Annotated in this window: 14 protein-coding genes and 1 pseudogene; 9 read left to right on the top strand and 6 right to left on the bottom strand. The window is 69.7% G+C overall.

What is annotated here, in order from left to right:
- Positions 1-61: 61 nt before the first annotated feature.
- Positions 62-307 (top strand): annotated as a pseudogene (locus ACLQ6X_RS11695) (class II aldolase/adducin family protein); the annotation flags it as partial.
- A gap of 71 nt (positions 308-378) precedes the next feature.
- Here ACLQ6X_RS11695 and ACLQ6X_RS11690 read toward each other — a convergent pair.
- Genes ACLQ6X_RS11690 through ACLQ6X_RS11675 form a run of 4 tightly spaced genes read right to left on the bottom strand, consistent with a single transcriptional unit; the run spans position 379 to position 5,815 of the window.
- Positions 379-2,697: a glycoside hydrolase family 3 N-terminal domain-containing protein gene (locus ACLQ6X_RS11690; RefSeq protein WP_411700337.1), complete on the bottom strand. Its 2,319-nt coding sequence runs from the start codon at positions 2,695-2,697 to the stop codon at positions 379-381.
- Entirely contained in the window at positions 2,694-3,551 is an 858-nt protein-coding gene (locus tag ACLQ6X_RS11685) for a carbohydrate ABC transporter permease (protein ID WP_411700336.1), read from the bottom strand. Before ACLQ6X_RS11685 ends, ACLQ6X_RS11690 begins: the two co-directional genes overlap by 4 nt.
- Positions 3,552-4,532 (bottom strand): carbohydrate ABC transporter permease, encoded by a 981-nt coding sequence (locus ACLQ6X_RS11680; RefSeq protein WP_411700335.1) that lies wholly within the window; start codon positions 4,530-4,532, stop codon positions 3,552-3,554. It lies immediately after the preceding gene.
- Positions 4,533-4,534: 2 nt separating this feature from the next.
- The gene (locus ACLQ6X_RS11675; protein WP_411700334.1) at positions 4,535-5,815 is read right to left on the bottom strand and encodes an ABC transporter substrate-binding protein; all 1,281 of its coding nucleotides are present in this window, start codon (positions 5,813-5,815) and stop codon (positions 4,535-4,537) included.
- A 123-nt stretch (positions 5,816-5,938) separates the two neighbouring features.
- Here ACLQ6X_RS11675 and ACLQ6X_RS11670 point away from each other — a divergent pair, with 123 nt between their 5' ends.
- Positions 5,939-6,961 (top strand): LacI family DNA-binding transcriptional regulator, encoded by a 1,023-nt coding sequence (locus tag ACLQ6X_RS11670; protein WP_411700333.1) that lies wholly within the window; start codon positions 5,939-5,941, stop codon positions 6,959-6,961.
- Between the two features lie 106 nt (positions 6,962-7,067).
- On the opposite strand, the gene xylB is transcribed toward ACLQ6X_RS11670, so the two are convergent.
- Together xylB and xylA are read right to left on the bottom strand one after the other, a co-directional pair.
- Complete coding sequence (gene xylB / locus ACLQ6X_RS11665; protein WP_411700332.1) at positions 7,068-8,510, bottom strand: xylulokinase; 1,443 nt, start codon at positions 8,508-8,510, stop codon at positions 7,068-7,070.
- A 99-nt stretch (positions 8,511-8,609) separates the two neighbouring features.
- Positions 8,610-9,800, bottom strand: a complete 1,191-nt coding sequence (xylA, locus tag ACLQ6X_RS11660; RefSeq protein ID WP_411700331.1) for a xylose isomerase — start codon at positions 9,798-9,800, stop codon at positions 8,610-8,612.
- A 202-nt stretch (positions 9,801-10,002) separates the two neighbouring features.
- On the opposite strand from xylA, the gene ACLQ6X_RS11655 reads away from it, so the two are divergent.
- The 7 genes from ACLQ6X_RS11655 to ACLQ6X_RS11625 form a co-directional block, all read left to right on the top strand.
- Positions 10,003-11,190: an ROK family protein gene (locus ACLQ6X_RS11655; protein ID WP_411700330.1), complete on the top strand. Its 1,188-nt coding sequence runs from the start codon at positions 10,003-10,005 to the stop codon at positions 11,188-11,190.
- 141 nt (positions 11,191-11,331) lie between these two features.
- Complete coding sequence (locus tag ACLQ6X_RS11650; RefSeq protein WP_411700329.1) at positions 11,332-12,561, top strand: multidrug effflux MFS transporter; 1,230 nt, start codon at positions 11,332-11,334, stop codon at positions 12,559-12,561.
- A 72-nt stretch (positions 12,562-12,633) separates the two neighbouring features.
- Positions 12,634-13,803: a sensor histidine kinase gene (locus ACLQ6X_RS11645; protein WP_411700328.1), complete on the top strand. Its 1,170-nt coding sequence runs from the start codon at positions 12,634-12,636 to the stop codon at positions 13,801-13,803.
- Positions 13,804-13,816: 13 nt separating this feature from the next.
- Entirely contained in the window at positions 13,817-14,944 is a 1,128-nt protein-coding gene (locus tag ACLQ6X_RS11640) for a hypothetical protein (RefSeq protein ID WP_411700327.1), read from the top strand.
- A gap of 47 nt (positions 14,945-14,991) precedes the next feature.
- Entirely contained in the window at positions 14,992-15,579 is a 588-nt protein-coding gene (locus ACLQ6X_RS11635; protein WP_411700326.1) for a phosphatase PAP2 family protein, read from the top strand.
- A 19-nt stretch (positions 15,580-15,598) separates the two neighbouring features.
- Positions 15,599-16,879 carry a saccharopine dehydrogenase family protein gene (locus ACLQ6X_RS11630; protein ID WP_411700325.1) on the top strand — a complete coding sequence of 427 codons (1,281 nt, stop codon included), beginning with the start codon at positions 15,599-15,601 and terminating at the stop codon, positions 16,877-16,879.
- Positions 16,876-17,372, top strand: a 497-nt coding sequence (locus ACLQ6X_RS11625) for a TetR/AcrR family transcriptional regulator (protein WP_411700324.1), incomplete at its 3' end; no start/stop codon positions are given. The genes ACLQ6X_RS11630 and ACLQ6X_RS11625, both read left to right, overlap by 4 nt.

The following is a 17,372-nucleotide window of genomic DNA, read 5'->3' as shown; positions in this document are numbered from 1 at the left end:
CCATGTCAGCGCGCGCATCCCGGGGCCTGAGCACCATTTCCTCATCAACCGCTATGGCGTGATGTTCCACGAGATGCGCGCCTCAGACCTGGTGAAGATCGACCTCGACGGCAATGTCGTGGAGGAGATGCCAGAATCGAAGCGGGTCATCGCGGCCGGTTTCACGATCCACTCCGCCATCCATACGGCGCGTGAGGATGCGGCGATCGTCATCCATACCCATACCCGTGCCGGCATCGCGGTCTCCGCGCAGCGCCAGGGATTGCTGCCACTCAGCCAGCATGCCCTGAAATTCTACGGCCACCTCGCCTATCACGACTACGAGGGCATCGCGCTTGATCTGGAGGAGCGTGAAAGTCTGGTGCGCGCCCGTGCGGGTCAGAGCGGCACGGGTGCGGGCTCCCGGTCGATCGACACCGCGGCGTGCAGCGCCCGGGTGTGGTCGACGATGCGCACCGGGCCGGTGAGGGTGACCGCCGCCGTGAACACCGTGTCGGCCGACGAACGGGCGAACCGCAGCTCGAGCGCCCCCGGTTCGACGATGCGCTCGCCGTCGCGGCCGGTGAACTGCGCCACGTCGGTCGGGGCGGCGAAACGCACCCGCGCGCTCTCGCCCGGTTCGAGCGCCACACGCGCGTAGCCGACGAGCCGTTGCACCGGCCGCACGACGCTCGCCACGGGGTCGTGCAGGTAGAGCTGCACGACCTCGACGCCGGCGCGCTCGCCGGTGTTGCGCACCGTGATGGCCGTATCGATCGTGTCATCCGTCGTCAGCTCGTCCCTCTCCACCGCGAACGACTCCCACTCGAACGAGGTGTACCCGAGGCCGTGCCCGAACGGGAACGCCGCCGTCGGGTCGATGTTCGAGACGTCGCTCACGCGGGCCAGGGGCGACGCGAGGTAGGTCGTCGGCTGGGTGCCGGCGAGGGCGGGCACGCTCACGGGCAGGCGTCCGGAGGGCGAGACGGCGCCGCTCAGCACCCGGGCGATCGCGGTCGCGCCCTCCTCGCCGGGGAAGAACGACTGCACGATCGCGGCCGCCTCGGTCACCGCCCGGCCGAGCGCGTAGGGCCGCCCGGCGAGCAGCGTCACGATCACGGGTGTGCCGCCGTCGAGCAGCGCGTCGACGAGCTGCTGCTGCGCGCCCGGCAGCCGCAGCGATTCCGCGTCGCAGCCCTCGCCGCTGGTGCCGCGGCCGAAGAGGCCGGCCCGGTCGCCGAGCGCGACGATGACGACGTCGGATGCCGCGGCGAGCGCCAGAGCGTCGGCGAAGTCGGTCTCGCCGCCGTCGACGGTGGTGCCGAGCGCGTGGTCGACGACGGATCCGGCGAACTCGGCCCGCACCGCCTGCAGCAGCGTGGGCAGTTCGATGCCGATCTCCCAGTCGGGGTGCTGCGTGCCGACGTGCGACGGGAACGAGTAGCAGCCGAGCACCGCGAACGGGTCGTCGGCGTTCGGGCCGACGACCGCAATGCGGGCCGGGCGATCGAGCGGCAGCGTGCCGTCGTTCGCGAGCAGCACCACCGACTGCTCGGCGATCTCGAGCGCGAGCGCCCGGTTCTCGGCCGGATCCAGGTCGAAGTCCGTGCTCGTGGGCGCCGGCGAGTAGTCGGCATCGAGCAGCCCGAGCCCGACCTTCTGCTCGAGCACGCGGCGCAGCGCCCGGTCGACGAGCGCCTCGTCGACCACTCCTGCGGTGACCGCTGCCGCGAGCGGCTCGCCGAAGGTCTTCACGGTCGGCAGTTCGACGTCGACGCCGGCGCCGAGCGCGAGTGCCGCGGCCTCGCCCCAGTCGGCCGCGACCCCGTGCAGCAGGTGTAGGAACGCGACGCCGAAGTAGTCGGCGACGACGGTGCCGGTGAAGCCCCAGGTGTCGCGCAGCAGGTCGGTCAGAAGTGCGGCGTCGGACGCCGACGGCACGCCGTCGACGTCGGAGTAGGAGTGCATCACCGAGCGCGCCCCGCCCTCGCGGATGGCCATCTCGAAGGGCGGGAGCAGCACGTCGTTCACCTCACGGCGCCCCATCGAGACGGGCGCGAGGTTGCGCCCCGCCTTCGACGCGGAATAGCCGACGAAGTGCTTGAGGGTGGCCACGATGCCGGAGCTCTCGAGCCCGCGGACATAGGCCGTGCCGATCGTCGCGACGAGATACGGGTCTTCGCCGATGGTCTCCTCGACCCGGCCCCAGCGGGCGTCGCGCACGACGTCGAGCACCGGCGCGAGCCCTTGGTGCACGCCGACCGAGCGCATGTCGGCACCGATGCGCGCCGCCATGGTGGTGACGAGCGCCGGGTTGAAGGTCGCGCCCCAGGCGAGCGGCACGGGGTAGGCGGTTGCGCCCCACGCGGCGAAGCCGGCGAGGCACTCCTCGTGTGCGATGGCGGGGATGCCGAACCGGCTGCCCGCCACGATGCGTTCCTGGGTTCGCTGCAGCGAGGCGGCCCCCATCGCGGGCTCGACGGGCGCACTGCCGAACGGCCGGGTGAGCTGGCCGAGGCCGAGGGGCAGCAGCTCGTCGAGGTCGACGGCGTCGTCCATGTCGTGCTGGTGCGGCGCGACCTCGCCGCCGTCGGTCGAGGCGCCGACCCAGACGCCGTAGAGCTGCGCGATCTTCTCCTCGAGCGTCATCGCAGCGACGAGGGCGTCGACGCGATCGGCTGTGCTGGCAGAGTCGTCGTTCCAGAGTGAGGCGATCATCCCTTGACCGATCCGGTGAGGCCGCCCACGATGTGGCGTTCGGCGAAGATGAAGAAGACGAGGGCCGGCACGATCGAGAGCGCCGTGAAGGCCAGGATCGAGGCTGTGTCCTGCGCGTACTGCGACTGGAAGGTGGCGACACCGAGCGGCAGCGTGAAGTTCTCCGGGTTGTTGAACACGAGCAAGGGCAGCAGGTACCCGTTCCAGCTCGTGATGAAGGCCAGTACCGACACCGTCACGAGCGCCGGGCGGCTGAGCGGCAGCAGGATGCGCCAGAAGAACCCGAGCCTGGTGGCACCGTCGACGACCGCGGCATCCTCGATCTCTGTCGGGATCGCGGCCATAAACGGACGCAGGATGATGATGGTGACGGGCAGCGCGAACGCGGCCTGCGGAAGCGCGACCCCCACCCACGACTCGAGCAGGTGAAGCTGGCGCAGCAGCAGGTACACCGGCAGGATGGCGACACCGAGCGGAAACAGCAGGCCGATCGTGAACATCGAGTAGAGCGCCTCGCGCCCCCTGAACCGGTAGCGGGACAGGGCGAACGCGGCCATCGAGCCGAGGCCGACCGCGATCGCGGTGGACGAGACCGAGATGAGCGCGCTGTTGCCGAGAAAGCGCCAGAACGCCTCCGAGGCCAGGATGTTCGCGTAGTTCGAGAACACCCACGGCGACGGCAGCCCGGCGGGATCGGTGTTGATCTGCGCGTTGGTGCGGAACCCGCCGAGGATCACGAACAGCAGCGGCGCCACGGTCACACCCACGATGAGCAGGGCGAACAGGTAGCGCACCGGCGTCATGGCGCTGAACGGCGCCTTGGCCTTGGCCGGCGCGAGGGTGGTGGCGGTCATCTATTCGACCCTTCCGGTGATCGCGCCCTGCGTGTCGCGACGCAGTGCGAAGCGCTGGTAGAACAGCGCGAAGATGAAACAGATGACGAACAGGATGATGGCGACGGCACTGCCGAACCCGAACTCGTAGCGACGGAAGCCGCGGTCGATCAGATAGCTCGCCATCGTCGTCGACGCGCCGGCCGGACCGCCGAGGGTCATGATCCAGACCAGGTCGAACAGCTGCAGCGAGCCGATAATGGAGAGGAACACCCAGATGCGAATCGTCGGGCCGAGCAGCGGCAGCACGATGAGCCGCGTGGTCTGCCACCCTGTGGCGCCGTCGATCTGGGCCGCCTCGCGCAGTTCCTCGGGAACGCCCTGCAGGCCGGCGAGGAACAGGATGATCCCGAAGCCGATGTACTTCCAGGTGACGACGGCGAAAATGGTGAACATCACGACGTCCTGGTCGGCCAGCCAGAGCTGCACGAGCCCGCCGAGACCGACGCTCTCGAGCAGCCCGTCGACGACGCCGTTCGGCTGCAGCAGCGACAGCCAGATCACCGCCGTCACCGCCTCGGAGAGCACGTAGGGGGCGAAGACGAGCAGGCGCAGCCCTGTGCGGCCGCGGATCTTGCCGTTGAGCAGCAGCGCGAGGGCGATGCTCAGCGGGAGCTGCACCACGAGCGATGCGATGACGATGAACAGGTTGTGGCCGATCGCCCCTTGGAAGAGCGGGTCGCCGAGGGCCTTGGCGTAGTTGTCGAAACCGACGAACTGGGTGAGCGGGCCGAAGCCGTTCCAGTCGAAGAGGCTGTAATAGGAGGCCGCGACCAGCGGAAAGAAGACGAAGGCCACGAAGAGCACGGTTGCCGGGCCGAGCAACAGCAGCAGCTCGAGTCTCTTGCGCAGGTGGGAACGGCGGCGGGGCGGGCCTTGCGGGGAAGGCGAGCCCGCCGCCGTCGTGACGTCTGGCGTCACGACGGCGGTGGTTGTGCTCATCGTTACTTGGCCGCCTTGACTGCCTCGGCGACCGAATCGGCCGTGCCCTGTCCGGCGAACAGGTTGGCTACGGCGTCGTTGAGAGCCGAACCGGCCCCGGTGGGCAGGGCAACGTCGAAGTAGGTGGTGACGTACGCGGCATCGGTGTTGAAGTCGTACACCGACTTCATCACCGGGTCGCTGATGGTCGCCGCCGCGGCCTCCTTCACGGGAATGGCCACGACCTCGCTCTCGACGAGCGTGGTCTGGATGTCGTCGTTCGACAGGAACTCCAGGAAGTCGGCGCACTCTTCGGCGTGCTCCTGCGTGCAGGCGAAACCGTCGCCGCCGCCGAGCGTCGCGCTCGGGTCGCCGTCGCCTCCCTCGACCGCGGGGAACGGGAACCAGCCGAGCAGCGGGTCGAGGTCGGTGTCGGTGAGGCCCTGCATGACCGACTTGTCCCAGGTGCCCTGCAGTTCCATGGCCGCCTGGCCGTTGGCGACGAGTCCGGCCGAGCTGCCCGCGCCCTGCTGGGCGGGAGTGCCGTTGAAGCCCTCCTGGAACGGCTCGGTCGCGATGAAGTCGATGACGTCCTGGCCCGCCTTGGTGAAGCAGTCGTCGGAGAGGTCGGCCTCGGCGAGACCCTGCTTCAGCGTGTCTTCGTCGCACTCGCGCACCGCGAAGGTGTTGTAGTAGAACGCGTCGGGCCAGCGGTCCTTGCCGCCGACGGCGATGGGCGCGATGCCGGCGGCCTTGAGCTTGTCGACGGCGTCGTGCAACTCGGTCATCGTCGCCGGGGCTCCGGTGATGCCTGCCTGCTCGAACAGGTCGGTGCGGTACCAGAAGCCGACGACCTGCGAGGTGTACGGAACGCCGTACTGCACGCCGTCGACGGCCCAGTTCTCGGTCGCCGTTCCGAGGTCGCCGAGCCAGTCGCTGGTGAACTCCGAGATGTCGGCGACCTGGCCGGACTGCACCTGCGTGGCGAGCTGCCCGCCGCCACGGCTGAAGTAGATGTCGGGCGGGCTGTCCGACGAGAGGGCGAGCGGGATCTTCGTCTCGAGATCCTCGTTCTGGATGGGAACGACATCGATCGTGATGTCGGGGTTCGCCTTCTCGTACTCGTCGACGGCGTCCTGCCAGATGCTGAGAATGGGCTCTGCCGTGCCGTTGTGCCAGAAGGTGAGGGTGGTGGTGCCGTCGGCGGAATCCGATCCGTCGCCCGAGCACGCCGCGAGAGCGCCCATCGACAGGACTGCGACCGCACTCACCGCCACGTACTTCCTGATGCTGCGTGTGTTCATCGTTGAACGCCTCTCGAAAGTTTCGACAACTACGTCGAAAGTGATTAGGATGGGGGGAGTCTAAGAGCCGCCGCGGTATCCGCACAAGTTGTTTTGCGCAACAAATTCGAAATCGGAGCAGAGATGACAGGGTCGGATGTCACGGTCGGGCGCACAAAACTCGACGAAATAGCCGTTCAGGCTGGGGTTTCCCTCTCCACGGTCTCGAAGGTGCTGAACGGACGGTCAGACGTCGCGGCCATCACGCGGAAGAGGGTAGAGGGCATCCTCGACGAGCACGGCTATCAACGCCGCGCCGGGCTACCCGGTCGCAACAACCTCATCGAGCTCGTCTTCCCCGACCTCGACACCGTGTGGGCGATGGAGCTCATCCGCGGGGTCGAGAACGTCTCGAAGGCCAACGGCCTCAGCGTCGTGGTCACCGAATCGGGCAACCGCCATTCGCCCTCGCCCGACTGGATCACCGGCGTGCTGCGCCGTCGCCCTGTCGGCGTCGTGCTCGTATTCTCCGACCTGTCCGACGACGCGAAGGGGCAGCTGCGGTCGCGGGCGATCCCGTTCGTGATCGTCGACCCGGCTGGCGACCCGGCCCCCGACGTGCCGTCGGTCGGCTCGGCGAACTGGTCGGGCGGGCTCATGGCCACGCGGCACCTCATCGAGCTCGGTCATTCCCGCATCGCCGCGATCACCGGCCCCGACGACATGATGTGCTCGCACGCGCGGCTCGACGGCTTCCGCTCAGCGATGAACACGGCGAAGCTGCCGGTCGACGAGGGCCTCGTGGCATTCGGAGACTTCCACGTCGACGGGGGCCGCGACAACGCGCGCGCGATGCTCGACCGCGACGACCGCCCCACCGCTATTTTCGCGGGCAGCGACCTCCAGGCGCTCGGCGTGCTCGACGCGGCTCGTTCGCTCGGCATCCAGGTGCCGTCGCAACTGTCGGTCGTGGGCTACGACGACCTGCAGCTGGCCCAGTGGACGAGCCCCTCGCTGACGACGGTGCACCAGCCGCTGACGCGCATGGCCGAGGAGGCGGCGCGTCTTATCATCCGGATGAGCGAGGGCGAGCTGGAGTCGATCCCGCGGGTCGACCTCGCAACCCGGCTCGTCGTGCGCGAGAGCACGGCGCCGCCGGTCGGCTAGCGAACTCGCGCGGGTCTGCGCGAGTTCGGGTCAGCTGCGAGTGAGCGCGCGTGCGCACGTGTCCCGGAATGCCGCAGACACCGCGGGTGGGCGCCGCTTGCTGCGGCTAGGCCCGCCGGGCCGCGTACTGCTCGCCGATCACCGTCGCCGTGTCGGCGGGCAACGTCACGGCGATCTCGGTCGACCAGACGGGCAGCTCTCCGGTGAGGGCCCAGCCGGCCTGCCGGGCGGCGCCCGCCGCCACGTACTCGCCGGGCAGGGGCACGTAGACCGGCAGCCCGAACACCTGCGCCGCGATCCGCTGCACGGCGGGGTTCTGCGCCGCGCCGCCGATCAGCAGGATGCGGGTCGCCTCGACGCCCAGGTCGGTCACGGCGCGCAGGCCGTCGGCAAGGGCGCTGAGCATGCCCTCGATCGCGGCGCGGGCGAGGTTCGGCCGGGTGGTGGCCGCGAGCGTCAGGCCGAATAGGGTGGCGGTGGCCTCGGGCAGGTTCGGCGTGCGCTCGCCCTCGAAGTACGGCTGCAGCACCAGGCCGTGCGCACCCGGATCGGCCTGCAGCGCGAGCTCGCCGAGCTCGTCGTGCGTGACGCCCAGCAGGTTCGCTACCGCGTCGAGCACGCGCGCGGCGTTGAGGGTGGCGACGAGCGGAAGGAAGTTGCCGGTCGCATCGGCGAAACCGGCGACGGTGCCGCCGGGGTCGATCGTGGCGCTCTCGGTGACGGCGAACACGGTGCCGCTCGTGCCGATCGAGACGACGACGTCGCCCGCCGCGGCGCCGAGCCCGAGGGCCGCCCCCGCGTTGTCGCCGGCGCCGGCCCCCACCACGACGACGTCGCCCGCCCGTATCGGAAACTCAGGAGACGGCGTCACCGTGCCCGCCCTGGCCCCCGGAGCAATCACGGTGGGCAGGATCATCCGGTCGCCCGCTCCTGAGTTTCCGAAGGCCGCGTCGAGCAGCGCGCGGTCGTACCGGCCGGTCGCCGAGTTGAAGTAGCTGGTGCCGCTCGCGTCGGAACGGTCGGTGGTGAGCGCCTCGAGCACGGGCCCGAGCGGGCTCTCGCCCTCCGGGCCGTAGCCGCGCAGCCGCCAGGTGAGCCAGTCGTGGGGGAGCGCGACCGCCGCGACCCGTGCCGCGTTGGCCGGCTCCGCGTCGTGCAGCCAGCGCAGCTTCGTCAGCGTGAAGCTCGCCACGGGCACGGTGCCGGTGCGCTCCGCGAAGGCCGTCGCGCCGATCTCGTCGATGAGGGCGCGGGCGGCGGGGGCGGAGCGGGTGTCGTTCCAGAGCAGAGCCGGGCGGATGACACGGCCAGCGTCATCGAGCACGACCATGCCGTGCTGCTGGCCGGCGATGGAGATCGCCGAAACGCCGTCGAGGCCGCCGGCATCGTCGACCGCCGCGGCGAGGGCGCGCCACCACTGGTCGGGGTCGACCTCGGTTCCCGCCGGGTGGTCGGCGCGGCCGGTGCGCACGGTGGCGCCGGTGTCGAGGTCGCGCACGACGACCTTGCAGCTCTGGGTGGACGAGTCGACGCCGGCGACGAGGGTCATGGCGGCCTTTCTGGTTCGGGAAAACGTGCGCGCCATCCCGGTACGCGTGCGCCAGCTCGAGCTGGAGCGCGTGCACCGGGATGGCGCAGAAGCGAGGGCTTAGCGCGCGTTCAGCAGGTGCTCGACGGCGAGCTGCTGCAGGCGCACGAAGCCGAAGCCCTTGCCGTCGAAGTAGGCGCCCGAATCGAACTCCTCGTAGGCGCCGCGGTCGGCGAGCAGGTCGTCGTAGCTCTCGCCCGCGTTCAGGGTCGGCACGTTGATCTGTTCGACCTGCGCGGCGACGAGCGCCTCCTGCACCTCGGGGTCGGCGCGGAACGCCGCCGCCCGCTCCTTGAGCAGCAGGTACATGCGCATGTTGGCCTTGGCCGAATCCCAGACTCCGGTCTCGTCTTCGGTGCGCGAGGGCTTGTAGTCGAAGTGGCGGGGGCCGTCGTAGGCGGGCCCGCCGTTCGGGCCGCCGTTCTCGAGCAGGTCGACCAGCGAGAACGCGTTCTGCAGGTCGCCGTGCCCGAACACCAGGTCCTGGTCGTACTTGATGCCCCGCTGGCCGTTCAGGTCGATGTGGAAGAGCTTGCCCTGGTAGAGCGCCTGGGCGATTCCGGCGGTGAAGTTGAGCCCGGCCATCTGCTCGTGGCCGACCTCGGGGTTGACGCCGACCAGCTCGGGGCGCTCGAGCGTCTCGATGAACGCGAGCGCGTGCCCGAGGGTGGGCAGCAGGATGTCGCCGCGCGGCTCGTTCGGCTTCGGCTCGATCGCGAACTTGATGTCGTAGCCCTTGTCGGTGACGTAGTCGCCGAGCAGGTTGACGGCCTCGCGGTAGCGCTCGAGAGCGCCGCGGATGTCTTTCGCGGCGTCGTACTCCGCACCCTCGCGGCCGCCCCACATGACGAACGTCTTGGCGCCGAGCTCTGCGGCGAGGTCGATGTTGCGCAGCACCTTGCGCAGCGCGAACCGGCGCACGGCGCGGTCGTTCGAGGTGAAACCGCCATCTTTGAAGACCGGCGCGCTGAACAGGTTGGTGGTGACCATCGGCACGATGATGCCGGTGTCGGCGAGCACCTGCTTCAGGCGGTCGATCTGGGTCTGGCGCTCGGCGTCGGTCGAACCGAAGGCGAACAGGTCGTCGTCGTGGAAGGTGAGACCGTAGGCGCCGATCTCGGCGAGCTTCTCTACGCCGTGCACCACGTCGAGCGGCGCTCGGGTCGGGCCGCCGAACGGATCCGCGCCGTTGTAGCCGATGGTCCACAGTCCGAAGGAGAACTTGTCAGCGGGGGTGGGCGTCGTTGCCATGTGAAACTCCAAGTCGGTGAATTGTTTAGACGCACAACATATCGCACGGGGGACGCGGATTGCCACCCCCTTTCCATCGAGGGTGGGGCAGGGGGTCCGTTGCGCGAGGCAACATTTGCGGTGCGGAGACGGCTTCGGGCGGCGATAAGGTGGCACAGAGCGGTAGTTCCGCGATGGCCGTGACGACGAACGGGTGGGGACAGTGACACAGACCGAGTCGCCCGCCGCGGGGCGCGGGAACAGCACCGACCACGTGCGCCGCCACAACCTCGCCACCGTGCTCACCCTCGTGCACCGCTCGCAGGGCATCTCGCGCTCGCAGCTCACCCGGGTCACCGGCCTCAACCGTTCGACCGTCGCCGCCCTGGTCGGCGAACTCGTCGAACGGCGCCTCGTGCTCGAGGTCGACGCCGACGTGCAGGGCCAGGTCGGGCGACCGAGCCCCATCGTCAAGCCGGACCCGCTCGCCGTGGCGATCGCCATCAACCCCGAGATCGACGCGATCACGATCGCCGTGGTGGGCCTCGGCGGCACCGTGCTCAAGCGCATCCGCTACGCGACCGACCACGAGCCGACCGCGCGCGAGGCCGTGAACATCTGCGCGGCCGTGATCGAGGGGCTGCGCGGCGAACTCGAGGCCAGCCACCGCGTGGTCGGCATCGGTGTCGCCGTTCCCGGTCTCGTGCGTTCGCTCGACGGCGTCGTGCGTCTCGCCCCGCACCTCGGCTGGGTCGACGAGCCGCTCGCCGGGATGCTCGCCGAGGCCACCGGGTATCCGGTGGTCGCCGGCAACGACGCACGCCTCGGCACCCTGGCCGAGAGCACCTTCGGGGCCGGTCGCGACCTCAGCGATTTCATCTACCTCAACGGCGGCGCGAGCGGGATCGGCGGCGGCCTCATCGCCGGCAACCAGGCGCTCACCGGCTCGGCCGGATACGCCGGCGAGTTCGGTCACACCCTCGTCAACTCCATGGGCACCGTCTGCCACTGCGGCGGGGTCGGATGTCTCGAAACGGAGGTCACCCGTGCGCCGTTGCTCGCCCTCGCGGGCCTCACCGACGCGGACGCCGACGAACTCGAGAACGCGCTCGTCGCATCCGAATCTGCCGACGTGCGCGCGGAGGTGCACCGCCAGCTCGACTTCCTCGCAGTGGCGCTCCGCAACGCGATCAACACGCTCAACCCGCAGACGATCCTGCTCGGCGGGTTCCTCGGCTCGCTCTACGCGGTCGCCCCCGCCCACCTGAACGCGCTCGTGGCCCACCAGCCGCTGCGGGCCTCGCGCGAGGGTGTGTCGATCGGGCGTGCGGCACTCGGCTCGAACCTGCTGATGATCGGCGCCGCCGAACTCGCCTTCGAATCGGTGCTCGACGATCCCGCGTCGTTCTAAGGGAATTCGGCACCGCGTCTGCGAGTTATACGCTTGTCGTGGGGGTTCGCGGCGTCGGGTACCTTCTCCGCCGCGCGCCGACCCGGGTGCGGCCATGAGCGCTCTGCCTCGCTCCGATCCGCCTGCTAGGACCCTTCACTCTTGACCACTGTCGTACACCCCGGAGACTCCCTCACCCCGCGCCAGAGGCTCGTCTACGTCGTTGTGCTCGGCGCGCTGACCGCGCTCGGCCCGTTCACCATCGACCTGTACCTGCCCGCGTTCCCGGCGGTCTCGAACGAACTCGGGGTCTCGGCCGCGGCGGTGCAGCTCACCCTCACCGCCACCACGATCGGCTTCGCGCTCGGCCAGTTGCTCGTCGGCCCCTGGAGCGACAAGGTGGGACGCCGCAAGCCGCTCATCATCGCGACCGCGCTGCACATCGCCGCGAGCATCGGTGTCGCCTACGCGCCCGACGTGATGTGGGTGGGGATCTTCCGCGTGCTGCAGGGCATCGGCGCCGCGGGCGGCGGCGTCGTGGCGATGGCCATGGTGCGCGACCTGTTCGGCGGCCTCCCGCTCGTGCGCATGCTCTCCCGGCTCGCCCTCGTCAGCGGGCTCGCGCCCGTGCTCGCCCCGCTCATCGGCTCGCAACTCCTGCTCGTGCTCGACTGGCGCGGCATCTTCTGGTTCCTCGCCGCCTACGGCGTGCTGGCGATCCTCGCCGCCAGTTTCTTCCTCGTCGAGACGCTCCCGGCCGAGCGCCGGGCCGACCGCGGGCACAGCTCGGTCGGCGAGCGATACCGGGCCCTCTTCACCGACCGCGTGTTCGTGGGCGTCGTGCTGATCAGCGGCATGACCTTCAGCGGACTGTTCGCCTACCTCTCGTCGTCGTCGTTCCTGTTCCAGGACGTCTACGGCCTCAACGCCCAGGAATACGGCCTGCTCTTCGCGATCAACTCGATCGGCATCGTCGTCGGCGTGCAGGTGAGCTCCCGCCTGGCGAAATACGTGGGCCCGCAGTGGATCCTCACCGGTGCGGTCGTCGGCATGCTCGTGAGCGCGGTCACCATCGTCGCGCTCGACCTCGCGAACGTGGGCCTGATCGGCATCCTCATCCCGCTGTTCTTCTTCATCACCTCGTGCGGGTTCGCGTTCCCGTGCCAGCAGGTGCTGGCGCTCGCGGGCCACGGCGGCGAAGCGGCGACCGCGGCGTCGGTGCTCGGCGCGGTGAACTTCGGTTTCGCCGGCATCATCTCGCCCATCGTCGGGCTGTTCGGCATCCACGACGCGATCCCGATGGGCGGGGTCATGGCGATCCTGGCCACCGTCTCGCTCGTGGTGATGGTGGTGCTGGTTCGCCCGCGCACCGTGCCGGCTCTGGCCCGCTGACCGGCGTAGCGAACCGCGGGGTCGGCCGTCTAGTCTGAGATTTGCCTCGGGGCTGCCAGTAGTCTGTGGCTTATGTCCCTCGTTTTTCCCAACGCGTTGGCGGCCAAGACCACCAGCCTCGCGTTGGCGAGGGGCTCGTTCTGGTTCGGCATCGTCTGCCTATCGGCGGTCGCGATCAGCCTCGTCGCGATCCAGGCCGACAGCTCGGGCGCGGCCGCCTGGCCCGCCGTGGGCGCGCTTCTCGTGCTCGCGGGCCTCGGCGTGCTCGTCGCCTCCGAGGCGGGCACGCACGCGGTGATCGTCGGCGCAGCGGCCGTCGTGGCGTGCGTCACCATCGCCGGCTACGCGGCGATCGTCCTTCCCGGCCTGCGGTCGTTCGACACGAGCGACGCCATCTTCCTGTCGCTGCCGAAGATCGCGATCGTGGTGTTCGGCATGGTGGTCGCCCGCCAGTTCACCGGCGTCGCGAGCGTGGTCGTCGCGTTCTTCCTCGCCGAGGTTCCCGTGGTCGCGGTCTCGCTCGCGGTGGGGCACGGCTACGCGTTCGACGTGCCGGCCTTCAGCTGTTTTGCCGCCCTCGTGCTCATCATCACCCTGCTGAAGGTGAGCAGGGTGCGCACGCGCGCGAGCGAGCCCGAACTCAGCCGGGGCAGCCGCGACGACCGGGTCGCCGCCGAGCTGGCGCGCGCCGAACACGTCTCGTCGGCCATGGTGCACGACACGATTCTCAACGAACTCGCGGTGGTCGGAACCGTCGCGCCCGGCACCCTCTCCGACGCCGCGAAGGGGCAGATCCTGCGCAGTCTCGCGGTGCGCCGCAGGGGAGTGATGAGAAATGCGGATGTCACGGCCGACGTTCTCGGCGGAGACCTCGCCGCCGCCGTCGAGCATGCCAGGGCGCTCGGACTCGAGGTGTCGGTGGCGGGCGAGGTCGGCGCGCTCGACTCGTTAAACCCCCGCACGTCGGTGGCACTCAGCCTCGCCGTGCAGCAGTGCCTCGCCAATGTCGCCGCGCACGCCCGCACCGGTTCGGCCGAGCTGACCGTCGTCGCCACCGACCGCGAGGTCTGCGTGATGGTGATCGACTCGGGCGTCGGTTTCACCGAGTCGGAGACCCATCCCGACCGGCTCGGCCTCCGCCAGTCGGTGCGCGGGCGCATCGACGCCGTCGGGGGCTCGGTGCAGGTGTGGACGTCGCCCGGCGCCGGCACCGCGGTCTCGATGCTGGTGCCGCGGGCATGAGAAGCGACCGGGCATGAGAAACGACACGGCGCAGGAGCTCGATCCCCTCAGCGGACTCACCGCACGGCTGTTCGCCATCGGCGCGGTCGTGGTCGCCCTGGTCGTCGCATTCTCGCTGAGCGTGATCACGGCCGAGCAGACCAACAACTGGTGGTTTGAGGCTGCGGCGCTCGCCGCGATCAGCGCCTCCGGATACTTCTACGTGAGGGCCGCCAGCCCGTTCCGCGCGCCGTTCCCGCGCCGGGCGCACGCGGTCGTCTGCCTGCTGGCGCTGCTCGCCGTGGTGCTCGAGGCCGGCGCGCAGTGGGGAACGAATTCGGTCGTGCGCGACGACTGGGCACCCGTTTCGCTCGCCATCCTCACGCTCACGTTCGGTTCGTGGCGCCCGGGCTGGGAGATTCTCGCCTGCACCGCCGTCTGTGCCGTCGTCATCGGGGCGCTGGCCTACGCGCGCTCCGCGACCTTCGCGGCCGACGTGCCCGCGATCGTCTTCGCCGTGCTCGCGGCCACGCCGGTGCTCGCCGCGGGAGCGGCCGCGAGTTCGTTCTCGCGCAGTCTCGTCGACTCACTGCTCGCGTGGCGTTCCGGCGTAGCGCGACCACAGGCATCCGCCCCCGACGCCTCGGACCTCGCGCCGTCGGCCAGGGCCAGCCACCTCGTGCACCTCGACGAGCAGGTCTACCCGTTCCTCGAGCGCGTGGCGCGCCAGCCCGAGCTCACGGTCGGCGACGGCGAACGCGCGCGGATGCTCGCGCGCGAACTGCGCACGCTGCTCGTGCTCGACGCGGAGCGCAGCTGGCTCTCCCGCATCGTGCGCGGCGCCGACGACCGCAACCGGTTCGCCGAACGACTGGGGGAGGCCGAACGCGGGTACCTCCGGGCGCTGGTATCGCACATTCGCACGAGCGTCACTTTCGATGACGAGCGGATGCGCGTCATGCTGCACGGCAACGACTGGGAGGCGACCTGCACCATCGTCGTGCCGTGCCGACCGTCGCACAACCCGCGCGTGCAATTGGCCCCGTACGTCGCGGTGGGACGTAGTGTCTTCGGAACGGTCTCGTGGAATCTGGCGCACGACAACACGCTCACGATCACGATGACCTTCGACCCCAACGCGAACCACGAGGAAACACTGTGACCCAACTACCACCGGTATCCGACAGGGTAGCGAGACGCTGGCCGGTCGTGAGCGCGGTCATCGCCATCGCGCTGGCGGCGATTCTCGGGGCCATCATCGCCATCCGCGGAAACCTGCCCTTCGAGAGCGATGCCGAGTGGATGGAGGAGATCATCGAGCACCGGCACCCGGCGTGGGAGGTGCCGTCGCTCGTGATGAACTTCCTCGGCGGCGGTTGGTTCGCCTACCTGCTGCCGCTGGCGATCGTCATCGTGCTGTGTGTACTGCGGCGGTTCTGGAGTGCCCTGTTCCTCGCGGTCGCCAGCGTGGCGAGCGCCCTCGTCGTGCAGGTGTTGAAGAGCCTGGTCGGGCGCCCGCGCCCGGAAGACATGCTCGTGACCTCGGACTTCGGGTCGTTCCCCTCCGGGCACAGCGCGAACGCGGCGACGCTCGTCGTCTGCCTCGGAATCATCGTTCGGCGGGCCTGGGTGTGGGCCGCCGGTGTCGCCTACGTCGTGCTGATGATGGTGAGCCGCACCTACCTCGGCGCCCACTGGGTGAGCGACACCGTGGGCGGGGCGCTCATCGGCATCGGTGCCGCGCTCATCGTCTGGACGCCCCTGGCGCGCAAATTGCGGCTCGAATCGTCGGGCTGAGAAACGGTAGCGTCTTGTCATGAGAATTCTTGTCGTCGGTGCAGGAGGCGTGGGAACCGCGATCGCGAAGATCGCCGCACGCCGTACGTTCTTCGAACTGCTCGTGGTGAGCGACTTCGATCTCGCCAGGGCGCAGAGCGTGGTGGCGTGGATCGCCGCGAGACACGGCGCCGAGGCGGCGTCGAGATTCGTGGCGGCGCGGGTCGACGCGTCCGATCCCGACAACGTGGCGGCGCTCGCCCGCGAGCACGGCGCGACCCATGTGATGAACGCCGTCGAACCGAAGTTCGTGCCCACGATCTTCTCCGGCGCCCTGGCCGCCGACGCCGACTACCTCGACATGGCGATGAGCCTCTCCGAGCCGCACCACACCTTCCCCCACAGCGAGACGGGTGTGAAGCTCGGCGACGACCAGTTCGCCCAGGCGCCCGACTGGGAGACGGCCGGCCGGCTCGCCCTCGTGGGCATGGGTGTCGAGCCGGGCCTCAGCGACGTGTTCGCGCGCTACGCGGCCGACCACCTCTTCAGCGAGATCGACGAGCTGGGCACGCGCGACGGCGCCAACCTCGTGGTGCGCGACGAGGCGGGCAACGAGATCTTCGCGCCCTCGTTCTCGATCTGGACGACCATCGAGGAATGCCTCAACCCTCCCGTCATCTGGGAGAAAGAGCGGGGCTGGTTCACGACCGAACCGTTCAGCGAGCCCGAGGTCTTCGACTTCCCCGGGGGCATCGGCCCGGTCGAGTGCGTCAACGTCGAGCACGAAGAGGTGCTGCTCATGCCGCGCTGGATCGACGCGAAACGCGTGACGTTCAAGTACGGGCTCGGCAACGAGTTCATCGGCATCCTCAAGACCCTGCACCAGCTCGGCCTCGACAAAACCGAGCCGATCACCGTGCGCAGTTCGAACGGCCCGGTCCAGGTCGCACCGCGCGACGTGGTTGCCGCCGGCCTCCCCGACCCGGCAACGATCGGACCGCGCATGACCGGCAAGACCTGCGCCGGCGTCTGGGTCACCGGCACCGGCGTCGACGGACTGCCCCGCGAGGTCTACCTCTATCACGTCGCCGACAACGAGTGGACGATGGCCGAATACGAGAGCCAGTGCGTGGTCTGGCAGACCGCACTCAACCCGGTGATCGCGCTGGAGCTGCTCGCATCGGGGGTCTGGGCGGGCCGCGGCGTGCTCGGGCCGGAGGCGTTCGAGGCAGCGCCCTTCCTCGAGCTCATGGCCAGGCCCATCTCCGACGGCGGCTACGGCCAGCCCTTCGGACTTGAGGACCGCGCGGTCGCGCCATGAGCGAACCGCGCGTCAACGAGCTACTCGCGATCGCGCTCGAGGTTCTCGAAGACGAGGGCCTCGAGAACCTCGGGGTCGGCACGATCTCGCGCCGCGCCGGCATCAAGCCGCCCTCGCTCTACAAGCAGTTCACCGGCAAGGCCGATATCGAGCGTCAGTTGGCCGACGTCGGTTTCCGCCTCTGGGCTGAGGAGTTGACCGCGGCATCCGTCGGTCTGCCCTCGTCCGCCTCCCGCCGCGACCGCATAGCGTCGCTCGCGTACGCCTACCGCGCGCTCGGCCGCGAGCATCCGCAGCTGTTCCGGTTGATGAACGAGCGACCCTTCCTCGGCGCGCAGCTCATCCGCGCGGTCGGCGAGTCGACGAGCATCGACTACGGCGCTCTCTTTCCGAGCCTCACCGCCGGCATGAGCTTCTGGGCGTGGGGGCACGGCATCCTGGTGCTCGAGCTCCTCGGGCGGTTTCCGCCCGAGGTCGACCTCGACCTGATGTG

Source organism: Conyzicola sp. (assembly GCF_046714715.1).
GTDB lineage: Bacteria > Actinomycetota > Actinomycetes > Actinomycetales > Microbacteriaceae > Conyzicola.
The sequence above is the reverse complement of the archived record's forward strand: the minus strand, read 5'-3'. Positions and strand labels throughout refer to the sequence as shown.

Coding starts and splice junctions, on each gene's coding strand:
- ACLQ6X_RS11675 (WP_411700334.1), bottom strand. CDS start 5,815: ATGAACACACGCAGCATCAGGAAGTACGTGGCGGTGAGTGCGGTCGCA.
- xylB (WP_411700332.1), bottom strand. CDS start 8,510: ATGACCCTCGTCGCCGGCGTCGACTCGTCCACCCAGAGCTGCAAGGTC.
- ACLQ6X_RS11670 (WP_411700333.1), top strand. CDS start 5,939: ATGACAGGGTCGGATGTCACGGTCGGGCGCACAAAACTCGACGAAATA.
- xylA (WP_411700331.1), bottom strand. CDS start 9,800: ATGGCAACGACGCCCACCCCCGCTGACAAGTTCTCCTTCGGACTGTGG.
- ACLQ6X_RS11690 (WP_411700337.1), bottom strand. CDS start 2,697: ATGATCGCCTCACTCTGGAACGACGACTCTGCCAGCACAGCCGATCGC.
- ACLQ6X_RS11645 (WP_411700328.1), top strand. CDS start 12,634: ATGTCCCTCGTTTTTCCCAACGCGTTGGCGGCCAAGACCACCAGCCTC.
- ACLQ6X_RS11685 (WP_411700336.1), bottom strand. CDS start 3,551: ATGACCGCCACCACCCTCGCGCCGGCCAAGGCCAAGGCGCCGTTCAGC.
- ACLQ6X_RS11680 (WP_411700335.1), bottom strand. CDS start 4,532: ATGAGCACAACCACCGCCGTCGTGACGCCAGACGTCACGACGGCGGCG.
- ACLQ6X_RS11630 (WP_411700325.1), top strand. CDS start 15,599: ATGAGAATTCTTGTCGTCGGTGCAGGAGGCGTGGGAACCGCGATCGCG.
- ACLQ6X_RS11640 (WP_411700327.1), top strand. CDS start 13,817: ATGAGAAACGACACGGCGCAGGAGCTCGATCCCCTCAGCGGACTCACC.